Origin of the sequence: Lutimonas sp. (assembly GCF_051011215.1) — a bacterium.
Lineage (GTDB): Bacteria > Bacteroidota > Bacteroidia > Flavobacteriales > Flavobacteriaceae > Lutimonas.
The window spans coordinates 1-17783 of the sequence record NZ_JBPCUJ010000065.1 but is presented as its reverse complement, the minus strand read 5'-3'; the positions used below and the strand labels follow the sequence as shown (position 1 = coordinate 17783).

The following is a 17783-nucleotide window of genomic DNA, read 5'->3' as shown; positions in this document are numbered from 1 at the left end:
GCATTGCTCTTGTCAGACTGATTGAAAAAAAATGGTTCTGCGCCCATTTTAAAGGCCATAATATACAATGACATAAAAACTCCTAGTTTGTAACAGGCCGCATAGATTCCCATTTGTTCCTTGCCAAGAAACTTGCTCAAAAGTAGCTTGTCAAGATTTTCATTGGTTACATAGGCAAGACTACTTATCATGATAGGGATCCCATAGAGCAGCATCTTGTGAAGCAATTTTTTATCAAAAGAAATTTTGAATTTAAAGACCAGTGGGAACAACAATAAGAAGGTGACAAGACTGGCCAAAAGATTCGAAATGAAAATAAATAGCACAAGTGGTTGACTGTTAAAGCCGGCAGCGATGAATTCAGGTACATAATTACCATGCTCACGCGCATTTGGAACGTATAATAGAAAGTACAAATTGAAAATTGCGAATACGGTTACATTCAAAACTTTATAAAACGTAAATTTTATAGGTCTGTTAGTCACCCTAAGATATGCGAATGGAATAACAAGTAAAGTATCAAAAGTTGTAACGAGAATCAAGATTCTCAAGGTTATTGCATCTGAAAATCCAAGGTGCTGTGAAATTACATCACTAAACATAAAGGTTAAGGTCATAAACAGCAGGGTAGTGGTGAGTAAACTCAAAAAAGCTGTAGAAATAACTTTTCCTTTTTCCTTTTCCTTTGTAAAGAACCTGAAAAATGCAGTTTCCATCCCATAAGTTAGAAGCGCATTGAAATAAGCCGCATAAACAAAGTAAATGGTGCTTTCAGCATAATTCTCAGAAATAAGGGTATTGGTGTGTAATTTAACAAGTATAATATTGATAGCCCTTGGCAAAACGGCGGCGATCCCGTAAATAATTGTATCCCTGAAAAACCGTTTTAAAGTGCTCAATGTGCGATTGATTGAATAATCTTTAAGCAAAAATAAAATTTATGACATATAAAAGTCAAAATAAGGAGAAAATCTTTTGACATAAAAAAAGCCCTTGCGTTGGCAAGGGCTTTTTTTTTTGCATGAACTAAGAATTAAGCTTCAATTGGTTCAATAGAAACATATGATCTATTGTCTTTTTTCTTAGTAAATTTTACGATTCCATTTACTTGAGCATGTAATGTATGGTCTTTCCCCATATATACATTTTCACCTGGATGATGCTTTGTACCTCTTTGACGAACTAGTATGTTTCCAGCTAGAGCGCCTTGACCACCAAAGATTTTAACTCCTAGTCGTTTCGATTCTGATTCTCTACCGTTCTTAGAACTACCTACACCTTTTTTATGAGCCATGATCTAATATTTTTTCTGGGTTAATTATTTTTTAGGGCTTTCCTTTTTTGCAGCTGGTTTTTTAGCTGCAGCTTTTGGTGCTGCTTTTTTTGGAGCAGCTTTAGCAGGTGCCTTTGCTTCTTTTGTTGCTGTTGTTTTTGCAGGAGCTTTTTTAGCTACGGCTTTTTTCTCAGCTTTTGGTTCTTCTGTTTTAGCTGCTGCTTTTTTAGCTGGAGCTTTCGTTGAAATACCTTCAATCTGGATTTCAGAAAGATATTGGCGATGACCATTTTTCTTTTTAAAACCTTTTCTACGTTTCTTTTTGAAAACGATTACTTTATCACCTTTAAGGTGATTCAAGACCTTTGCAGTAACTACTGCATTTTTTATAACCGGGGCGCCAATAGTTACTTTGCCATCATCTAGTAAAAGAACTTTATCAAAAGAAACTTTCGATCCTTCTTTCTCTTCTAAGCGATGAACAAAAACCTTTTGGTCTTTAGCAACTTTAAATTGCTGCCCTGCTATCTCTACAATTGCATACATTGATTTATGTTTTTGCTTTTAATAAAATAGTTTGCCCATTCTCATTAGGCGGGTGCAAATATACATCTTTTTATTAAATGGAGAAAACTTTTTAAAAGCATTATTTGCTTAGTAATCTGATAAATAAGTAGCTCTTGGAATTATTTTTTTTTATTCGTCAGATATACCCCCAAAAGAATCAGAAAACCGGCAAGAAACTGACCCAAATAGAGCTTTTCGCCATCAAGTACTCCCCAGAAAATAGCAACTATCGGGATCAGGTAGGTTACAGAACTGGAAAATATAGGGGAGGATATCTGTATGAGTTTGTTAAATAATGTTTTTGCCATGGCCGTTCCAAAGACAGATAAAAGCACCAGATATAACAATGATGATTCCGCATTTGAGATGGTTGTCATATTAAAAAAACCAGTTGAATAAAGTACAATAAGTGCAGGAATAAAGATGATGATAAAATTTCCTGTAACGATGGTTAGGGCATTTAAGTCATCGAGGTGTTTTTTTAGAATATTTACATTGAAGGCATAGCCAATAGATGCGATGACAACCAGTAATGCATACAAATAGTTTTGATCGGGATTAAGATCTGCTCCCTTGAGTATTAAAAAAAGCGCACCTATAAGCCCTATTACAACCCCAATTAGTTGCTTTCTTATAAAACTAAACCCAAAGAAGAAACTGCCGACAAGAAGTGTATTTAACGGAGTTAGTGAATTAAGAATAGAAACGATAGAACTATCTATTTTTTGAACGGCAAAAGAAAATAAGAAAGCCGGGATAAAGGTGCCGATCATTGCTGTAATGGCGATATAATACCACTGTTTCTTTGTTACGGTTGGGATTTTTTTAAACCCAACTGCAAATAAGGTCAGCCCGGTAAAAATGATTCGCAGAGCACCGACCTGAACAGGATCCAGATGGATCAATGCCTTTTTTATCAAGATAAAGGAGCTGCCCCAAATGATAGCGAGTATTATGAGAATTATCCATCTCGACCTTATGTTACCCATGATACTTAAACAACTTAGCAAAGACAATTGTTGATGGGAAATAATGCTTATTTTTGCCCATATATTTATAATTTTAAGCTTGTGAAAGTACATATTAAATTTATTTCGTTGGTGATAATCGTATTGTTTTTTGTTTCGTGTGATTCAAAAAAAGAGAGTCAGTCAGAGCAGTCTGATGAGCAAGAGAAGGAATTGGTAGCTGAGGATATTCAGCAGGTTAAGGTAGATATTAAAGGAATGACCTGTGAGATTGGATGTGCCCGATTGATTCAGTCAAAACTGTATAAAGCCGATGGTGTAACCTTTGCAAAAGTATCTTTTGCTGATAGTTCTGGAGTTGTTAGTTTTGATCAGAATAGAATTAGTCAAAAAGAAATTAAACAAATCATTGAAGGAACTGCCGGAGGAGAGATCTATTCTGTTGCTTCAATTGAAAACATAAAAGAAGCTTCGGAGAATATTGATGTTCATTGATATTTAATGTTTTAACATGTGGTATACAATTCCAATTCTTCTTATCTTTGCTCTTATACTTAACCCTAAAACTAGTTCAATTATGAAATTAATGAAAATAATGTTTACTCTGATGTTGGTGTCCGTATTGGCATTTTCATGTAAATCAGATAAAAAGGAAGCTGCTGAAGACGCAGTGGAAGAAGTAGCCACTGAAACTGAGGCTGCCGTAGCGGATACAGAAGAACCTGCTGCAGAAGCTGCTGAAGCGACAAGTGAAGAAGGTGTAGAGGCTGCTGAAAATGCAGATGAAGCTGTTGAAGAAGCTGGAGAAGCAATTGCTGAGAAAAAAATAACAGTCGTTTTTCCTAAGGATACAAAACTTCAAGATGAGACGAAGGAAGCTATTAAGGAATTGGTAGACGGTCATCCAGAGATTGAAGCTCATTTTCATTCTGCTTATGGTTTTGCTGTTTTTCCAAAAATCACAAAAGGAGGTTTAGGAATCGGTGGCGCAGGTGGTCATGGATTGGTGTTCGATAATAAAACGGTTATCGGAGAATCTAAATTGGCACAAGCAACTTTCGGATTGCAGGCAGGTGGACAACAATATATGGAGGTAATCTTTTTTGAAGATCAACCAGCCTTGGATAGATTTACAGCAGGAAAAGTTAAATTCTCTGGTCAGGCATCTGCAGTAGCTTTAAAAGATGGAGCTTCTGTTGATATTGATTATCAAGATGGTGTTGCGATCTTTACAAAAACAATTGGTGGTTTAATGGCCGAAGCTTCTGTGGGAGGACAGTCATTTAAATACAAACCTGGTATCAATTAATCAGAAAGATTTGAAAATATTGGAAAGAGCCCTTGTGGCTCTTTTTTTTGTCTCTTTTTTAATTTTTTTGCAGTGATTATTAGCATTTTAGAAGATAAAGTACTTATTTTGTCAGAATAGTTAACTTAATCTTAATAAAAAATGAAAATATTAAAATTATTATTGGTGTTTACCTTGGTAAGTACGATTGCCCTTTCTTGTAAAGAATCAAAAAAAGAAGAAGTATCAGAGGATGCTGTTGAAATGACTGAAGAGTCTGAAGCAGTTGCTGAAGATGATGGTGCAGCTGCTGCTGCTGCCTCAGATGCTGAAGATGATGGATCTTCAGATGCTGCGGCTGGTGCTGCTGCAGGTGCAGGTGCTGCCGCTGCTGCGAGTAGTGCTTCCGATTCAGAAGAAGGTGAGGAAGTTATAGAGGTAGTTGAAACCGATGTTGTTGAAGTAGAAACGTTGGTAATTCCGGCAGGAGTTATTGAAGAAGAACTTGCTGATACGCCAGTAGTTTATCCGGGTTGTACAGGTTCAGTTGAAGAAATCAGAGCTTGTAATAAAGAGAGTTTTATTGCCTATTTGAAAGATGCTTTTAACCATGATGTAGCCAAGGATGCCGGTCTAAAGAGAGGTGATTATGAAATAGGTGTTGTAATGCACGTGAATAAAGCAGGTCGTGTATTTTCTTTAAGAGTTATAGCGCCTAAAAAAGCGTTGGAAAACGAAATGGTGAGAATTATCAACGATACTCCAAAAGTGACACCTGCAACACATAAAGGTGCACCAGTAGGTGTGAGTTTGAAGTTCAACGTTGATTTCCGTGTAGAGAAATTATAACAGTCAATGTGCACTGTTGAATTGAAAACCTGAATTTAATTCGGGTTTTTTTGTCATCAGAATTAATGGATGATGGAAACTGTCGAAATAAGAATTAATTAAACCTAAAATTTATGAAAATTGTACGATTATTATGCATGTTTACTTTGGTAAGTATACTTGCGATTTCTTGTAAAGAAACAAAAAAAGAAGACGTTCAGGATGATGCTGCCGTGGAGATGACCGATGAATCAGTTGATTCCGAAGAAGCTGTTGAGGCTACAACCCCAGAACCTGACATTAGTGCTGGAGAATCGGATAATTCCGGGGCTGCTGCGTCAGCAGGTGCAGCCGCAGCAGGAGGTGCTGAGGCTCATGAAGCTGCTAAAGGCATCGAGGCTGAAACGAAAGGTATAGAAGAAGTTCCTGTACCTGAAGGTGTAATTGCGGAGGAGTTAGCTGACACGTCTGTTATTTATCCAGGATGTTCAGGAACTGCGGAAGAGATTCGAGCTTGTAATAGAAAAAGCTTTGTTGAGTTTATTCAAAATGAGTTCGATAAGAACATTGGTCCTTCCTTGAATTTAGGTACTGGAGATTTTCAAATCAGAAGTTTTTTGCACATAGATGAATCTGGAAAAATGTCTGCGTTAAAAGTAGTTGCTCCACATCCTGCATTAGAAACAGAAATGAAACGTGTAATTGCAAAGGTTCCAACTGTTGTTCCTGCTACAAAAGATGGTAAACCTGTAGGGATTACCTTTATGCTCCCTGTTAAATTTCAGGTGGAACTCTAAATAAATTAAGAGTATTTAAAAAAGGCCTGAATTATTTTCAGGCTTTTTTTATGCTTAAATAATAGCTACTTCAGAATTTCTTCATATTTGTTTCTTTATATTGCACGCTTAAATATTTAACTTAAAATTAACAACTATGAAATTGATCAAAGGAATATTTGTAATCGCTGTATTAAGCGTTCTTACATTTTCATGTGACCAAGCAAAAAAAGAAACGGCAACTGATGCTGCTAACGAAGCAGTAGAAGCTGTAGAAACTGCTGCTGATGCAACTGCAGAGACTGTTGAAGAAGGAGCTGAAGCTGTTGAGCAAGCTGTAGATTCAGTAGCTGCTGATGCAGAAAAAGCTGTAGATTCAGCTAAAGTTATGGCTGATGGTGCTGTAAAAAAATGTGAAGGTAAATGTGCCAAAGACGGTAAGTCTTGTGACGGAAGCTGTAAAGCTTAACTCAGAAACTTCATAAAATAAATAAAAGCTACCCCTGAGGTAGCTTTTTTTTGCTCCAGATAGTAATTTTATTTCTCAATGAATAATAGAGAAATAATAAACTGATTACATACAATATTCCGACAAGTTGGTGCAGGGTACCATAAAAAAGAGGAATACCAGTCTTAATTCTAAGCAGGGTCATAATACCCAGGAAAACCTGAAATACAACCAACAGGTACGAGACGGTTAGCCATTTAATAGCACTGGTGTGTACGTGATTTCTCTTTTTATGATAAAAATATACAGTTAGTGCAAGAATGATATAAGCCAGCAGGCGATGCACAAACTGTACAAGAGCCGGAGCAAAGGCAAACCTGTCATAGTTTGTCAGATTGTGCCAGGTCCAGTTATCACCATTTAATAAAACTTCTGGAATAAAGGTCCCGTTCATGGAAGGCCAGGTGGCGTAATAAAGACCCGCTCGCATTCCAGCCATTAGCCCGGCAAAAATCAATTGTACTGTAGTAAAGATTAATAAAATCATGACAAACTTTGTATGACCTTTTTTCGGTTTATTTTCCATTAAATAAACGTCGGCAATGCACTTTACCATAGCGCCAATAGTAAGGACCGCCAGCATAAAGTGCAGGGTAAGTTTATAGGCATTTACCCAGGGCCTGTCAACCAATCCACTCATAACCATAATCCATCCGGCAGAAGCCGTTAAAGCAGTTAGAATTACTACCAATGCAAGTCTTTTGATAAGAAAGAAGTCTATTTGTTTACGAATGACGAATATGATAAAAGGAATTAAGAAGATCAGTCCTAAGGTTCTTACCCACAGACGATGCATATATTCCCAGAAATAAATAAATTTAAATTGTTTTAAGGTGAAGTCTGAGTTGATTTTCTCGAATTGAGGCGTCTGTTTGTACAATTCAAATACTTCCAGCCATTGCTCTTTGTTCAAAGGAGGAATAACACCTGTAATAATATCCCAGCTCGTAATGGAAAGGCCCGACCCTGTGAGTCTGGTAATACCTCCCAGGATCACTTGACCAATAAGCATTATCAGGCCAGTGAGTAGCCAGAATCTGATGGTTTTAGTATAGAGATATTTTTTCTTCAATTAATTCGTTTTTAAAGATTCATCTTTCCACTGCATCGATTCAATCATTGTGATGATATCCTTTTGCAAGTAACTTATGGCCGGTTTGATTGAATCGTAATTCGGCTGCACATTGAAATATACAGCACCAGTTATAAAATGTTTACTGCTGTCTGTAACGTGAAACTGAATAGGAGAGGCCGCATTACCAGAAACCTCAAAAATTGAGCCATATACTTTTCTGTCTTTATTTGCATAAGGAACTGAGCTGATACCATCCGCTTTGATCGTGTGATTAAACGTTAATTTTTCCGCTTCAAGAAATAACTCTTTTAGGTTATTGTTAACCGGTCTATAGGTCATGTTGATAGAGGCCTTTAATTTTGGATAGTCAATATTCACCCAGCATTTTTCATTAATTTGAACATCTGTTGCCTGTGAAGCATCAAAAACATATGGACAATCTGAACTGACAGGTTTGTAAACTGGTTCCGGATATTCAAGCCTCAGTTGCGCTTTGGGTTTCGGAAGAACTTCATCTTTGCATGAAATCAAAGTCATGCAACATAAAAAGGTGATAAAGCTTAATTTGATAAAAAGTTTTCTCATCATTATTATTTCTTCATTGGTAGGCTTACTTTAACCTGTTTGATTCTTTTTTTATCGATTGCCTCAATTATAAAATTGTAATTATTAAAGGAGACTTTGTCATTTTTTTTAGGAAATTTACCTGTAATTTCAAGAATGAATCCAGCGAGCGTTTCTGCTTCAAATTTATTTTCTTCAAAGATAGATTCTTCAATTTGTAATACTTTGTAAAAATCCTTTAAAGTTATTTTTCCTTCAAAAACATAATTATTCTCATCCAACTTTGAATAAGAGAGATCATTTTGATCAAATTCATCAGAAATATCTCCTACAATTTCTTCAATAATATCTTCCAGAGTAATCAGACCAGAAGTGCCGCCATATTCATCCACAACGATGGCCATATGGTTTTTCATTTCCTGGAACTCTTTTAGAAGGTCATCCAGTTTTTTGTTTTCGGGAACAAAAAATGCCTCTCGAATGATTTTTTTCCATTGAAAAGTTTTTTTATTCAAATGTGGAATCAGGTCTTTGGTATAAAGTATGCCGATGATCGTATCAATATTATCATCGTATACAGGAATTCTGGAATGTCCTTTTTTAATGATCATTTCAGTAACCGTATTGAATTCTTCTTCTGAAGACAAAGCAAAAATATCCATCCTTGGACACATGATCTGAGAAGTATCCGTATTTCCAAAATTAACAATACCCTGTAAGATTTTTTTCTCTTCTTTTGTTGTAGCCCCTTTTGAGGTCAATTCCAGCGCCTGAGATAATACTTCAACGGAAAAGTCAGATTGTTTTCTACTCAATTTTTTTTCTACTACCTTGGTTAAACTCATTAAAGGTTTGCTCAAAAACGAAAGTGAAGAATTTAAGAAAATCATTGGTTTGGCCATAAATGCGGCAAAGCTATATGAATTTCTATTCGCGTATATTTTAGGCAGGACTTCGCCGAACAGGAGTATTAAAAATGTGACAAGAACAATCTCAATTAAAAATTTAACAACAGGAGAAGAAAGGTTTTGAAAAAAGTAGTCGCCAACATAGGTAAACAGTAGGATAAAAAGTATGTTGATGAAGTTGTTCGCAATTAAAATTGTTGCCAGTAATTTCTTTGGATCTTCTAAGAGCTGATGGACCTGTTTACTATTTTTATTTGATTCCTCTTCCAGATCGGGTTTGCTCAGAGAAAAAAAAGCAACCTCAGTTCCGGAGATTATACCTGAAAATATAAGAAGGACAATCAAAGAAATAATACCGACGGTAGCTTGCCAGCCCAATTCAATAGCTAAAAAAATACTTGTGGGTTCAGGGTCCAATGAATAATCTTTTAATTCATATTAATTTTTCACCTAAAACGGCAGATCATCAGGGGTTTCAGTAGCTGGACTGCCTGCTGGTCTATTTTCAGTTGCACCTTGACCGGAAGGAGCAGGACTATTCAGGTCTTTTTTTGTTGTTAGAAAAGTCATTTCCAGGGCATGTATCTCAGTAGTATATCTCTTTACACCTTCCTGTTCCCATTGACGTGTTTTAATTTTTCCTTCAACAAAAATCCGGTCTCCTTTGCTTAAATATTTCTCGCACAATTCTGCCAGTTTATTTCTTACAACAATAGTATGCCATTCTGTTGTAGTTACCTTTTCTCCGGTTTGTCTGTTACTAAAGGATTCATTTGTGGCTATCGGGAATCTTCCAATGCAGTTTCCTCCTTCAAAATAATGCATTTTCACTTCATCACCCAGGTGCCCGATCAGCATTACTTTATTTAACGAATTTGCCATAACGATTAATTAAAAATCAAAGATAGTCAAATTGACAGAATCCCTTAATTTACAAGATGATATTTATCAACAAAATTCTGAAGTAAAACAGGTAGGGCAAGTGATTTTAAATCTTTCCATGGATATAATTCTTCTACTTTTTCCTCAGGTTCTATGATCCAAAATGAAGCAAATAATGTTTGATGGGATAATTTATGAACTACGGGGATTTCATTAAACTTTCTTAGCTTAAAGGAGCCCTTAATTGAAAGTTCCTGGAAAATAAAATTTTCAAATGTGGAATTGTCAAAATCGTCATTTTTAGTTTCCAGCAATGGAAATTCATATAGATTTTGCCATATGTCTTTTTTTAACCGTTGCCTGATCACAGTAGCTTCACCTTTATAGTCTACGACCAAATAGTTAAAATACCTTTTTCTAACTTTTAGTTTTTTAATTTTAACCGGAAGAAGGTCTGTTTTACTCTCATTGAAGGCATAGCAACGATGATTGAAAATGCAGGTTTGACATTTTGGTTTTTGTGGCAGACATACCATGGCCCCGAATTCCATTAGGGCCTGATTATGAGTTCCCGGATCATCCACGTCTAATAGATTCTGAGCCAAAAGTTTAAATTCAGCAATTCCTTTTGATTCATTAATAGGTGTTTTGATGCCGAAAATTCTTGAAAGAACTCTGTAGACATTTCCATCGACTACCGCATGAGGCTGATTAAATGCGATTGATGCAATAGCTGAGGCAGTATAATCCCCAATACCCTTTAACTTCAAAAGATCTTTATACGTATTGGGAAATGTTCCATTATACTCATTGACCACAGTTTTAGCAGCACTGTGAAGATTTCGTGCTCTGGAATAGTAACCTAAGCCCTGCCATAATTTTAAAATGTGCTTTTCATCTGCTGCTGCGAGGGCAAAAATATCATCAAATTCATCGACGAATTTTTCATAAAAAGAAGTGCCTTGTGCAACACGTGTCTGCTGCAGTATGATTTCGGATAACCAGATATAAAAAGGATCTTTGGTTTTTCTCCAAGGCAAATCCCGAAGATTATTTAAATACCACATTATTAATGGGTTAGAAAAACTTGATTTTTGCCTCATTTTGCAATAGTACAATTTTTTTATCTAATTAAATTTTAATCATTTAGCTTTCCGAAATTGATTTATTGTATTATATTTGCCGACTCAAATGGAGGAAAAAAATAACGTATAAATAATTTAAAATGACAAAAGCAGAGATCGTAGCTAACATTTCAGAAAATTCTGGTATTGAAAAAGCTGATGTTTTAAGAGTGGTTGAGGATTTTATGGTAGAAGTTAAAGATTCACTGAACCAAGGAAACAATGTTTATTTAAGAGGTTTTGGAAGTTTTATCGTAAAAGAAAGAGCTGAAAAAACAGGAAGAAATATTTCTAAGAATACGACAATTAAAATACCTGCTCACAACATTCCAGCGTTCAAACCTGCAAAAGTTTTTGTAGAGAGCGTTAAAAAAAGTGTTGCAGTAAAATAATAAAAATCTTATAATCCAGTTTATTATGCCAAGTGGTAAAAAAAGAAAGCGAAGCAAAATTTCGACGCACAAGCGTAAGAAGAGAAGCAGACAAAATAGACATAAGAAGAAAAAATAACAAATAGGTGAGCAATCACCTATTTGTTTTAACTTTTCAGTTTAGTAAGTTCATTGACATAAAATTTGCTCAGGCAAATACGAGGTTATAAGAAATAACCAAACACATTTATTAATCAATCTATCTGTATTTTGATAAAAAAATCAATGCAGGTGGATGTAAATATATAACAGAGTGAAAACAGAATTAATAATTAGATCGAATTCCTCTGATATAGATTTTGCCTTATTAAAAGACGGAAAACTTGTTGAGTTGCACAATGAAACTTTAGATAATAATTTCTCAGTTGGAGATATTTTTTTATCGAAGGTTAAAAAAACTTTATCGGGACTAAATGCATCATTTGTGAATGTTGGAAGTGAGAAAGATGCCTTTCTTCATTATCATGATTTAGGACCACAATTATCATCTTTAAAAAATTTCACACATCAAGTTAGTACAGGAAAAAGAAAGGATTACACTTTAAAAAATTTCCGAATCGAGAAAGATATCGATAAACACGGAAAAATTGATGACGCAATTAAAGCGGGACAAAACATGCTAGTACAGGTTGTGAAAGAGCCTATTTCTACCAAAGGACCGCGGATAAGTTCTGAATTATCTATTGCAGGGAGATACCTGGTGTTAGTACCATTTTCTGATCGTGTATCAGTATCCCAGAAAATAACAAATAATAAAGAGAAAGAGCGCTTAAAAAGGTTAGCACAAAGTATTAAACCAAAAGGATTTGGTGTAATACTTAGAACGGTTGCCCAAGGAATAAAAGTTGCTGAGTTAGACAGAGATTTACAGTACTCTGTTCAGCGTTGGGTAAACATGTGCAAGCAAATACCAAATGCACAAGCTCCTCAAAAAGTATTATCTGAATTAAACAGAGCTTCATCAATTCTTAGAGACGTTTTTGATGGGTCGTTCACAAGTATTATTACGAACGATTTGTCTTTACACCAAGAGATTATTGACTATTTAGAGAGAATTGCACCAGAAAAAAAATCAATTGCAAAGCACTATAAATCAAGAGTGCCAATATTTGATTATTACGGTATTGAAAAGCAGATAAAATCAGCTTTTGGTAAAACCGTTTCTATGCGCAAAGGAGCTTATTTGGTAATCGAGCACACTGAAGCTTTGCATGTTATTGATGTGAATTCAGGGAACAGATCAAATAAAGCTAATTCTCAGGCAGACACCGCTCTTGAAGTTAATTTAATTGCAGCAACAGAGATTGCAAGACAACTTCAATTGAGAGATATGGGTGGAATAATCGTAGTGGACTTCATAGATATGCATATCGCAGATCACAGAAAAAAATTATATGACCATCTTAGAAAAGAGATGAGTAGTTCTCGGACTAAACATAAAGTGTTACCTCCAAGTAAATTCGGACTGGTACAAATTACAAGACAAAGAGTAAGACCAGAAAGAAATATAAAAACGAAAGAGGATAATCCAAATAAAAATGGAGAAGTTGAAGCACCAATTGTTTTAATAGAAAGAATAGAATCCCAGTTGACAAAGATGATGGAAGAAAATCGATCAGGAATTGCATTACATACGCATTCGTTCGTAGCTTCATATCTTACAAAAGGATTTAATTCAATTCAAATGAAATGGTTCTTAAAGTATAAGAAGTGGGTAAAAGTTGTTCCACGAGATGCTTTTCCATATTTAAAATATCAATTTGTCGATCAGAACGACAAAATAATAAGGTAAGTATATATCATAAAGCCCCGCAGATGCGGGGCTTTTTTTTTGCTCTTAAATCAATATTTTTGAGATGAGTTTTCTTCGGTCTTTTAGCTGAACTTTTAGGATGTAAATAGCCCTTCTGGGCAAACCGTGCCAGTTAATATAGGCATGATCATTCGTAACTGATACATCCCGGAGTTTACGACCGTTCAAATCGAATACTTCAATTCGCTCTATTCTATCGCTGGTATTGGTTTTTACAAGTAAATAATCATCATTTAAATTCCAGTTTAACTTTGTCTCAATATGATTCGATTCTACGAGTTCCTTGTTTGTAAAACTCAACTCAAAACGATCATCACAAGGCCCTGATTTATCGATGGAAAAGCTATAAGGAATGTGATTTAACAGATGCTTTTTTTGGAGATGATTGTCTGAGAGAATTATATCGAAATCCTTGATGCCTCCTTCAATATGGTCAACACTAATTTTTAATGTTTTGTTGAGATAATTATTTGGAATAAATCCGAGTTTGATTTGTTCATGACCTGAGAATGGAGGGAGGCTTTGAATGCCTAACTTTTCCTTTTTGACGATGGAATAGAGATGTAGGTTATCTGTGTTTACAATACGAATACCGTCATAGTTCTTATCAAAATCAATTTTTCCGTACTTGTTGAAACCAATCAATACTTGACTAAAGGCCCCGTCCAGATACGTTAGATTTAACCATAATTTTGTTTCCTTTTTAGTGCTGATGGGTTTGAAAAAATGGGTGTTATTTTCCTTTTCTCTCATAGAGTTGTTTAGTGTCAGCGTTCCACTATTTTTTGCTTCGACGAAAAAACCCTGACAGCTGCTGATTGAGTTTGTTGGAGTCTCACCATTTTTAGTGGCTTTGATACCGCCAACTCCAATAGTATACATAGCATAGTCACTTGAAGAATACTGCCCGCTATTGTTTGTGCCTTGGGTATTTGCTGCAGTCTCATGTGTCCAAAAGTATAGCGTGCCATATAATAAATTCATGTTCTGAGAATGCCCAAATATGCTTTCTGCATTTATTGCTGAAGGGTAAGGATTTCCAATGAAATTCCATGCCGGACTGTTGCTAATTGGGAATTGTTTCTCTATGGGAATTTTGATTGTACCTGAATTAACAGGTCCTTCAAAAACAACTTTTTGATTCTTGGATAAAGGGATAGGATTAGGAGCCATGGAAGTATAGCCCCTCCCTATTTCCATGACTCCTGAAACTCCTATCCATGCGTTATCGTTGTCATCTTGACTATCGTTGTTACTGTCGGAGTATTCTTGTGTCGAAAAGATGAAAAATGAGTTTTTGGGAGACGCTTTAAAAACATTTTCCAATTGTGCACTTTCAACGGGGCTTGACCAGAATGTGTAGTCTAATGGCCGAAGAGATGAGGTGGTTTTGTGAATTTTAATGTTTCCATGTACCTCTATTTTACCTGCATCTTCTATCATGATTAGCGATGCATTGTTTTCAACTTCAAGAAGGCCATCAACGAGGAGGTCTTTCTTGATCTCAATGGATGTTTCTGCCGAAGCTATTAGCTGAATATTCTTTTCGATAATCAAGGAGCAGGTAGACAGATCTCCATGAATACCCGTGATATAATTGTGAGAGATGATAGCTGTTTTGTTTGTATCGGGGAATCCGTTGGTCCATCCAGATTCAGACCAGATTGTTTGTGCGGAATTATAGGTTCCTATCCTTGCGTCTGAGCTCGTTATTGCCTTGTCAACTGATTCAATAGACAGCTCTTCCCAATTTGATTCTATAAAGCCCGTATTTGGTAATGAAGCATCACATCCGGATTTTCTAATAAGACTAAGATTACTTCCCCAATTTCCGGATTTGCCAATAATATCTGTTCGATCAACCCAACAGTCCTCGGCGTCAGATGTGGAAATCAGGATGATGTCGTCTCCGGTAAAGGTGCAAACCGATGTTTTTATTTCATTCCCATCCAATGCGTATTCAGGCATTGTTACATTAAAGGTCGCCGAGAATTTTAAGGAACTGTTTTCTGGAATTGAAGGGATTAATATTTTTCTATAAGGTTTTGATCCGATTGGGTTTTGCGTTTCTGAGTTTCTGTAGAGAGCGAGATAATAGGTGTCGGCAGGACTACTTTCATTTTTGATATTACTTACTTCAATCCATTTATTATTCGAATTGCCTTCATAATATTGGGAGATGATAAGTGGATGATTTACTTCATTTGTTCCTTCACCTTGTATCACAAATTCAAATTCCTGTTCAGATGGGTCATTGTTTAAAATTTTCAGGGTATTTGTATGCAGCCCAAAGGATGTTGGCGAATACCTAACAGTCAGGATGATACTGTCATTCGGAACTATTGAAACCGGTTCTTGAAAATCATGAGAAAAAAGAGAATTACCTTGACCCCCGAGGTTTACCGCTGAAATGTTCAGATCCTTGATGCCCGTATTTTTAATAGAAAAGGCTCGTACTATAATGGTATCTCTTGAAACTGGCCAGGCACCAAAATACGTGTTGTTTGATAAGCTTGATGTAGCATCTGAATCATTGATTTGTTTACCGAGTCCGCTAACTTCAATTTCTGGAAAATCATCTTCACAGAAGCTGCCGTGGGTATTCAGATTTTTAATATAATCCAGGTCGTAAATGTCCCATTCATTGGGGTCATATTCGCTGTTCGGACTTTGAACCTCACTTTTTCTCAATAAGCATACATCCTTGGCAAAATTGCCTGAAGAGCCAATGATTCCAATTAAATCAATCAATATACCTGATTTTTCGAGGGCAATTTTATCGTCACCGTTATAATCCATTACCGCATTGTTCGTACTTATATCTGCCTCCATATGATGCTGTTCTGTAATGTCTTCAATTAGAAATGTACCATAGGGAGGGATTTTGCCTGAAAGCTCAAGGGAAACGCCTTCAAGATTAGAGCCGGCATATTTGATGAGCGAATATTCAGCTAAATTGACAGTATCTTCTGAAGGATTGTATAATTCGAGAAAGTTGTTTCTAAAGCTTGTAGAAGATAAGCCTTCAATATATTCCGATATAAAAAGTTCTTCACATTTTTGAATACTTGTTCCTGTCAATCTTATATGGTCAAGTGCGGCAGTATCAGATCCATTTTGTTTTACACTGATTCTAAGTTTGACATCTTTTATTTGATTTGGTATTGGAATGTCAATTCTTTGCCAGTCCTCAGTGCTGAAGTCGTTTTGACCATCAATAACAATTACTTCGTCTCCGGGCAGTCCATCCATCCAGAGTTGGTACTTTATGTCATCACCATTGTCATAACCCTTCACCTGAACATCAAATGAAATGACTACGTTTCTGAGGTCAGAAATGTTGACCATAGCCAATTCAATAAATTCAAAACCGGATGACCCACAATTACCATTCAGATCTTGAATGCCCCAGAATGAATTTCCATTTGATGGAATTATTCCGCCTAATTCTGAATGATAATTCCAAGTGTCTCCATCAATTGTGCATGGCTCAGTTGAAAAATGCTGAATAGGCCAATTGTCTCCTTCAGTTTCAAAACCCTGCCTGAATACAAGATTGGATTGAGAATAACTTTGAATGAGATACAATAGCAGGTAAAGGCATAAATAGTACTTCAGCATATTAAGCAGATTAGTTTTGGATAAAATATTTGATGAGAGTACATTTGGGATGCTATTTAATTTATCACATGCAGAAAAAAAAGTTAACATACACCGTGGAAGAAGCTAAAAGAGCTTTGGAACATTATTGTGTGTATCAAGACAGATGCCATCAAGAGGTGGAGAAGAAATTGAGGGAAATGAAAATGATTCCTCAGGCCTGCGAAGTGATTCTATTACATTTAATGGAACATGATTTTTTAAATGAAGAGCGGTTTGCAAGAAGTTTTGCCCGTGGAAAATTCAGAATCAAAAAATACGGTCAGAAACGAATTGAAATGGAATTAAAACAACGAGATATTTCTTCTTATAATATTAAGGCAGGTTTGAGTGAGATTTCATCAGAAGAGTACATTCTGGTTTTGAATGAAATAAGTAGGAAAAAATTTGAAAGTGTCCATGAGGGAAATATACTTAAGAAAAGAAAAAAGGTGGCGGACTATCTGTTGAGAAAAGGTTATGAAAGCAATAAAGTATATGAAGTTCTAAGAGAATTAGAAAGTGAAAATAATTCGTAAAATGAACGAAAATTGCCTAATAGTTTTTAGTATATTTGTTCCCCTAAATTTTTAGATCATGAGTGTACAAAGTCAAGTAATGGAGCAGATGAAAGCAGCGATGAAATCGAAAGATACGGTTGCCCTGGAATCTTTGAGAGCCTTGAAATCAGCCTTTCTATTGGCAAATACAAGCGGAGGAAATGTTGAGCTAAGTGAAGACGATGAAATTAAGATCGTACAAAAGTTGGTTAAACAAAGAAAAGATAGTGCAGCAATTTTTGAGGAGCAGGGTAGAAAGGATCTTTCTGAACCTGAAGTCGCTCAAGCCAGAATTCTGGAACAATTTTTACCGGCTCAAATGAGTGCTGAAGAATTGAAGGCAGCCATCGAAGCCATTATTAATCAAACCGGAGCCAGTTCAATGAAGGATATGGGGAAGGTAATGGGTATGGCCTCAAAACAATTAGCAGGTAAAGCTGATGGAAAAGCTATTTCCACTGTGGTAAAAGACTTACTTAGTTAAGAATAGAATTATTAAATAATGGCCCCGTGGCGCAACTGAATAGCGCATCAGATTTCGGCTCTGAGGGTTACAGGTTTGAATCCTGTCGGGGTCAC

The 17783-nt window shown here is 35.9% G+C and carries 19 protein-coding genes and 1 tRNA gene; 10 read left to right on the top strand and 10 right to left on the bottom strand.

Annotated elements, in window-relative coordinates; genetic code table 11:
• From ACR2MV_RS06545 to ACR2MV_RS06530, 4 genes are all read right to left on the bottom strand, one after another.
• A partial coding sequence (locus tag ACR2MV_RS06545; protein ID WP_434021104.1) for a lipopolysaccharide biosynthesis protein occupies positions 1-899 on the bottom strand: 899 nt, incomplete at its 3' end.
• 134 nt (positions 900-1033) lie between these two features.
• On the bottom strand, positions 1034-1294 hold the full coding sequence (gene rpmA, locus ACR2MV_RS06540) for a 50S ribosomal protein L27 (RefSeq protein WP_342161519.1): 261 nt from the start codon (positions 1292-1294) through the stop codon (positions 1034-1036).
• A 24-nt stretch (positions 1295-1318) separates the two neighbouring features.
• Positions 1319-1819, bottom strand: a complete 501-nt coding sequence (gene rplU / locus ACR2MV_RS06535; protein ID WP_434021103.1) for a 50S ribosomal protein L21 — start codon at positions 1817-1819, stop codon at positions 1319-1321.
• 140 nt (positions 1820-1959) lie between these two features.
• A complete protein-coding gene (locus tag ACR2MV_RS06530) occupies positions 1960-2829 on the bottom strand; it encodes a DMT family transporter (protein WP_434021102.1) in 870 nt (289 codons plus the stop codon).
• 81 nt (positions 2830-2910) lie between these two features.
• Between ACR2MV_RS06530 and ACR2MV_RS06525 the strand changes: the two genes are divergently transcribed.
• From ACR2MV_RS06525 to ACR2MV_RS06505, 5 genes are all read left to right on the top strand, one after another.
• Positions 2911-3303: a heavy-metal-associated domain-containing protein gene (locus ACR2MV_RS06525; RefSeq protein WP_434021101.1), complete on the top strand. Its 393-nt coding sequence runs from the start codon at positions 2911-2913 to the stop codon at positions 3301-3303.
• An 82-nt stretch (positions 3304-3385) separates the two neighbouring features.
• Positions 3386-4117: a YSC84-related protein gene (locus ACR2MV_RS06520; RefSeq protein WP_434021100.1), complete on the top strand. Its 732-nt coding sequence runs from the start codon at positions 3386-3388 to the stop codon at positions 4115-4117.
• 141 nt (positions 4118-4258) lie between these two features.
• Positions 4259-4945, top strand: a complete 687-nt coding sequence (locus ACR2MV_RS06515) for a hypothetical protein (RefSeq protein ID WP_434021099.1) — start codon at positions 4259-4261, stop codon at positions 4943-4945.
• 113 nt (positions 4946-5058) lie between these two features.
• On the top strand, positions 5059-5721 hold the full coding sequence (locus ACR2MV_RS06510) for a hypothetical protein (protein WP_434021098.1): 663 nt from the start codon (positions 5059-5061) through the stop codon (positions 5719-5721).
• 136 nt (positions 5722-5857) lie between these two features.
• A complete protein-coding gene (locus ACR2MV_RS06505) occupies positions 5858-6169 on the top strand; it encodes a hypothetical protein (protein WP_434021097.1) in 312 nt (103 codons plus the stop codon).
• 28 nt (positions 6170-6197) lie between these two features.
• Here the strand turns inward: ACR2MV_RS06505 and ACR2MV_RS06500 are convergent, their stop codons facing one another.
• From ACR2MV_RS06500 to mutY, 5 genes are read right to left on the bottom strand one after another with little or no spacing between them, the layout of a single operon-like run.
• On the bottom strand, positions 6198-7280 hold the full coding sequence (locus ACR2MV_RS06500) for a COX15/CtaA family protein (RefSeq protein WP_434021096.1): 1083 nt from the start codon (positions 7278-7280) through the stop codon (positions 6198-6200).
• Positions 7281-7868 (bottom strand): gliding motility lipoprotein GldD, encoded by a 588-nt coding sequence (gene gldD / locus ACR2MV_RS06495; protein ID WP_434021095.1) that lies wholly within the window; start codon positions 7866-7868, stop codon positions 7281-7283. It lies immediately after the preceding gene.
• 5 nt (positions 7869-7873) lie between these two features.
• Entirely contained in the window at positions 7874-9172 is a 1299-nt protein-coding gene (gene gldE / locus ACR2MV_RS06490; protein ID WP_434021094.1) for a gliding motility-associated protein GldE, read from the bottom strand.
• 33 nt (positions 9173-9205) lie between these two features.
• Positions 9206-9637, bottom strand: a complete 432-nt coding sequence (locus ACR2MV_RS06485) for a single-stranded DNA-binding protein (RefSeq protein WP_434021093.1) — start codon at positions 9635-9637, stop codon at positions 9206-9208.
• Between the two features lie 44 nt (positions 9638-9681).
• Positions 9682-10740 carry an A/G-specific adenine glycosylase gene (mutY, locus tag ACR2MV_RS06480; protein ID WP_434021092.1) on the bottom strand — a complete coding sequence of 353 codons (1059 nt, stop codon included), beginning with the start codon at positions 10738-10740 and terminating at the stop codon, positions 9682-9684.
• A 122-nt stretch (positions 10741-10862) separates the two neighbouring features.
• Here mutY and ACR2MV_RS06475 point away from each other — a divergent pair, with 122 nt between their 5' ends.
• Entirely contained in the window at positions 10863-11153 is a 291-nt protein-coding gene (locus tag ACR2MV_RS06475; protein ID WP_290288601.1) for an HU family DNA-binding protein, read from the top strand.
• A gap of 292 nt (positions 11154-11445) precedes the next feature.
• Entirely contained in the window at positions 11446-12984 is a 1539-nt protein-coding gene (locus ACR2MV_RS06470) for an Rne/Rng family ribonuclease (protein ID WP_434021091.1), read from the top strand.
• A gap of 45 nt (positions 12985-13029) precedes the next feature.
• Here ACR2MV_RS06470 and ACR2MV_RS06465 read toward each other — a convergent pair whose 3' ends face one another.
• A complete protein-coding gene (locus ACR2MV_RS06465; protein ID WP_434021090.1) occupies positions 13030-16626 on the bottom strand; it encodes a lamin tail domain-containing protein in 3597 nt (1198 codons plus the stop codon).
• 68 nt (positions 16627-16694) lie between these two features.
• On the opposite strand from ACR2MV_RS06465, the gene ACR2MV_RS06460 reads away from it, so the two are divergent.
• From ACR2MV_RS06460 to ACR2MV_RS06450, 3 genes are all read left to right on the top strand, one after another.
• Positions 16695-17183, top strand: coding sequence for a regulatory protein RecX (locus tag ACR2MV_RS06460; RefSeq protein WP_434021089.1), 489 nt, complete (start codon positions 16695-16697; stop codon positions 17181-17183).
• 58 nt (positions 17184-17241) lie between these two features.
• On the top strand, positions 17242-17688 hold the full coding sequence (locus tag ACR2MV_RS06455; protein ID WP_434021088.1) for a GatB/YqeY domain-containing protein: 447 nt from the start codon (positions 17242-17244) through the stop codon (positions 17686-17688).
• 20 nt (positions 17689-17708) lie between these two features.
• A tRNA-Arg gene (locus tag ACR2MV_RS06450) sits at positions 17709-17782 on the top strand.
• Position 17783 lies beyond the last annotated feature (1 nt).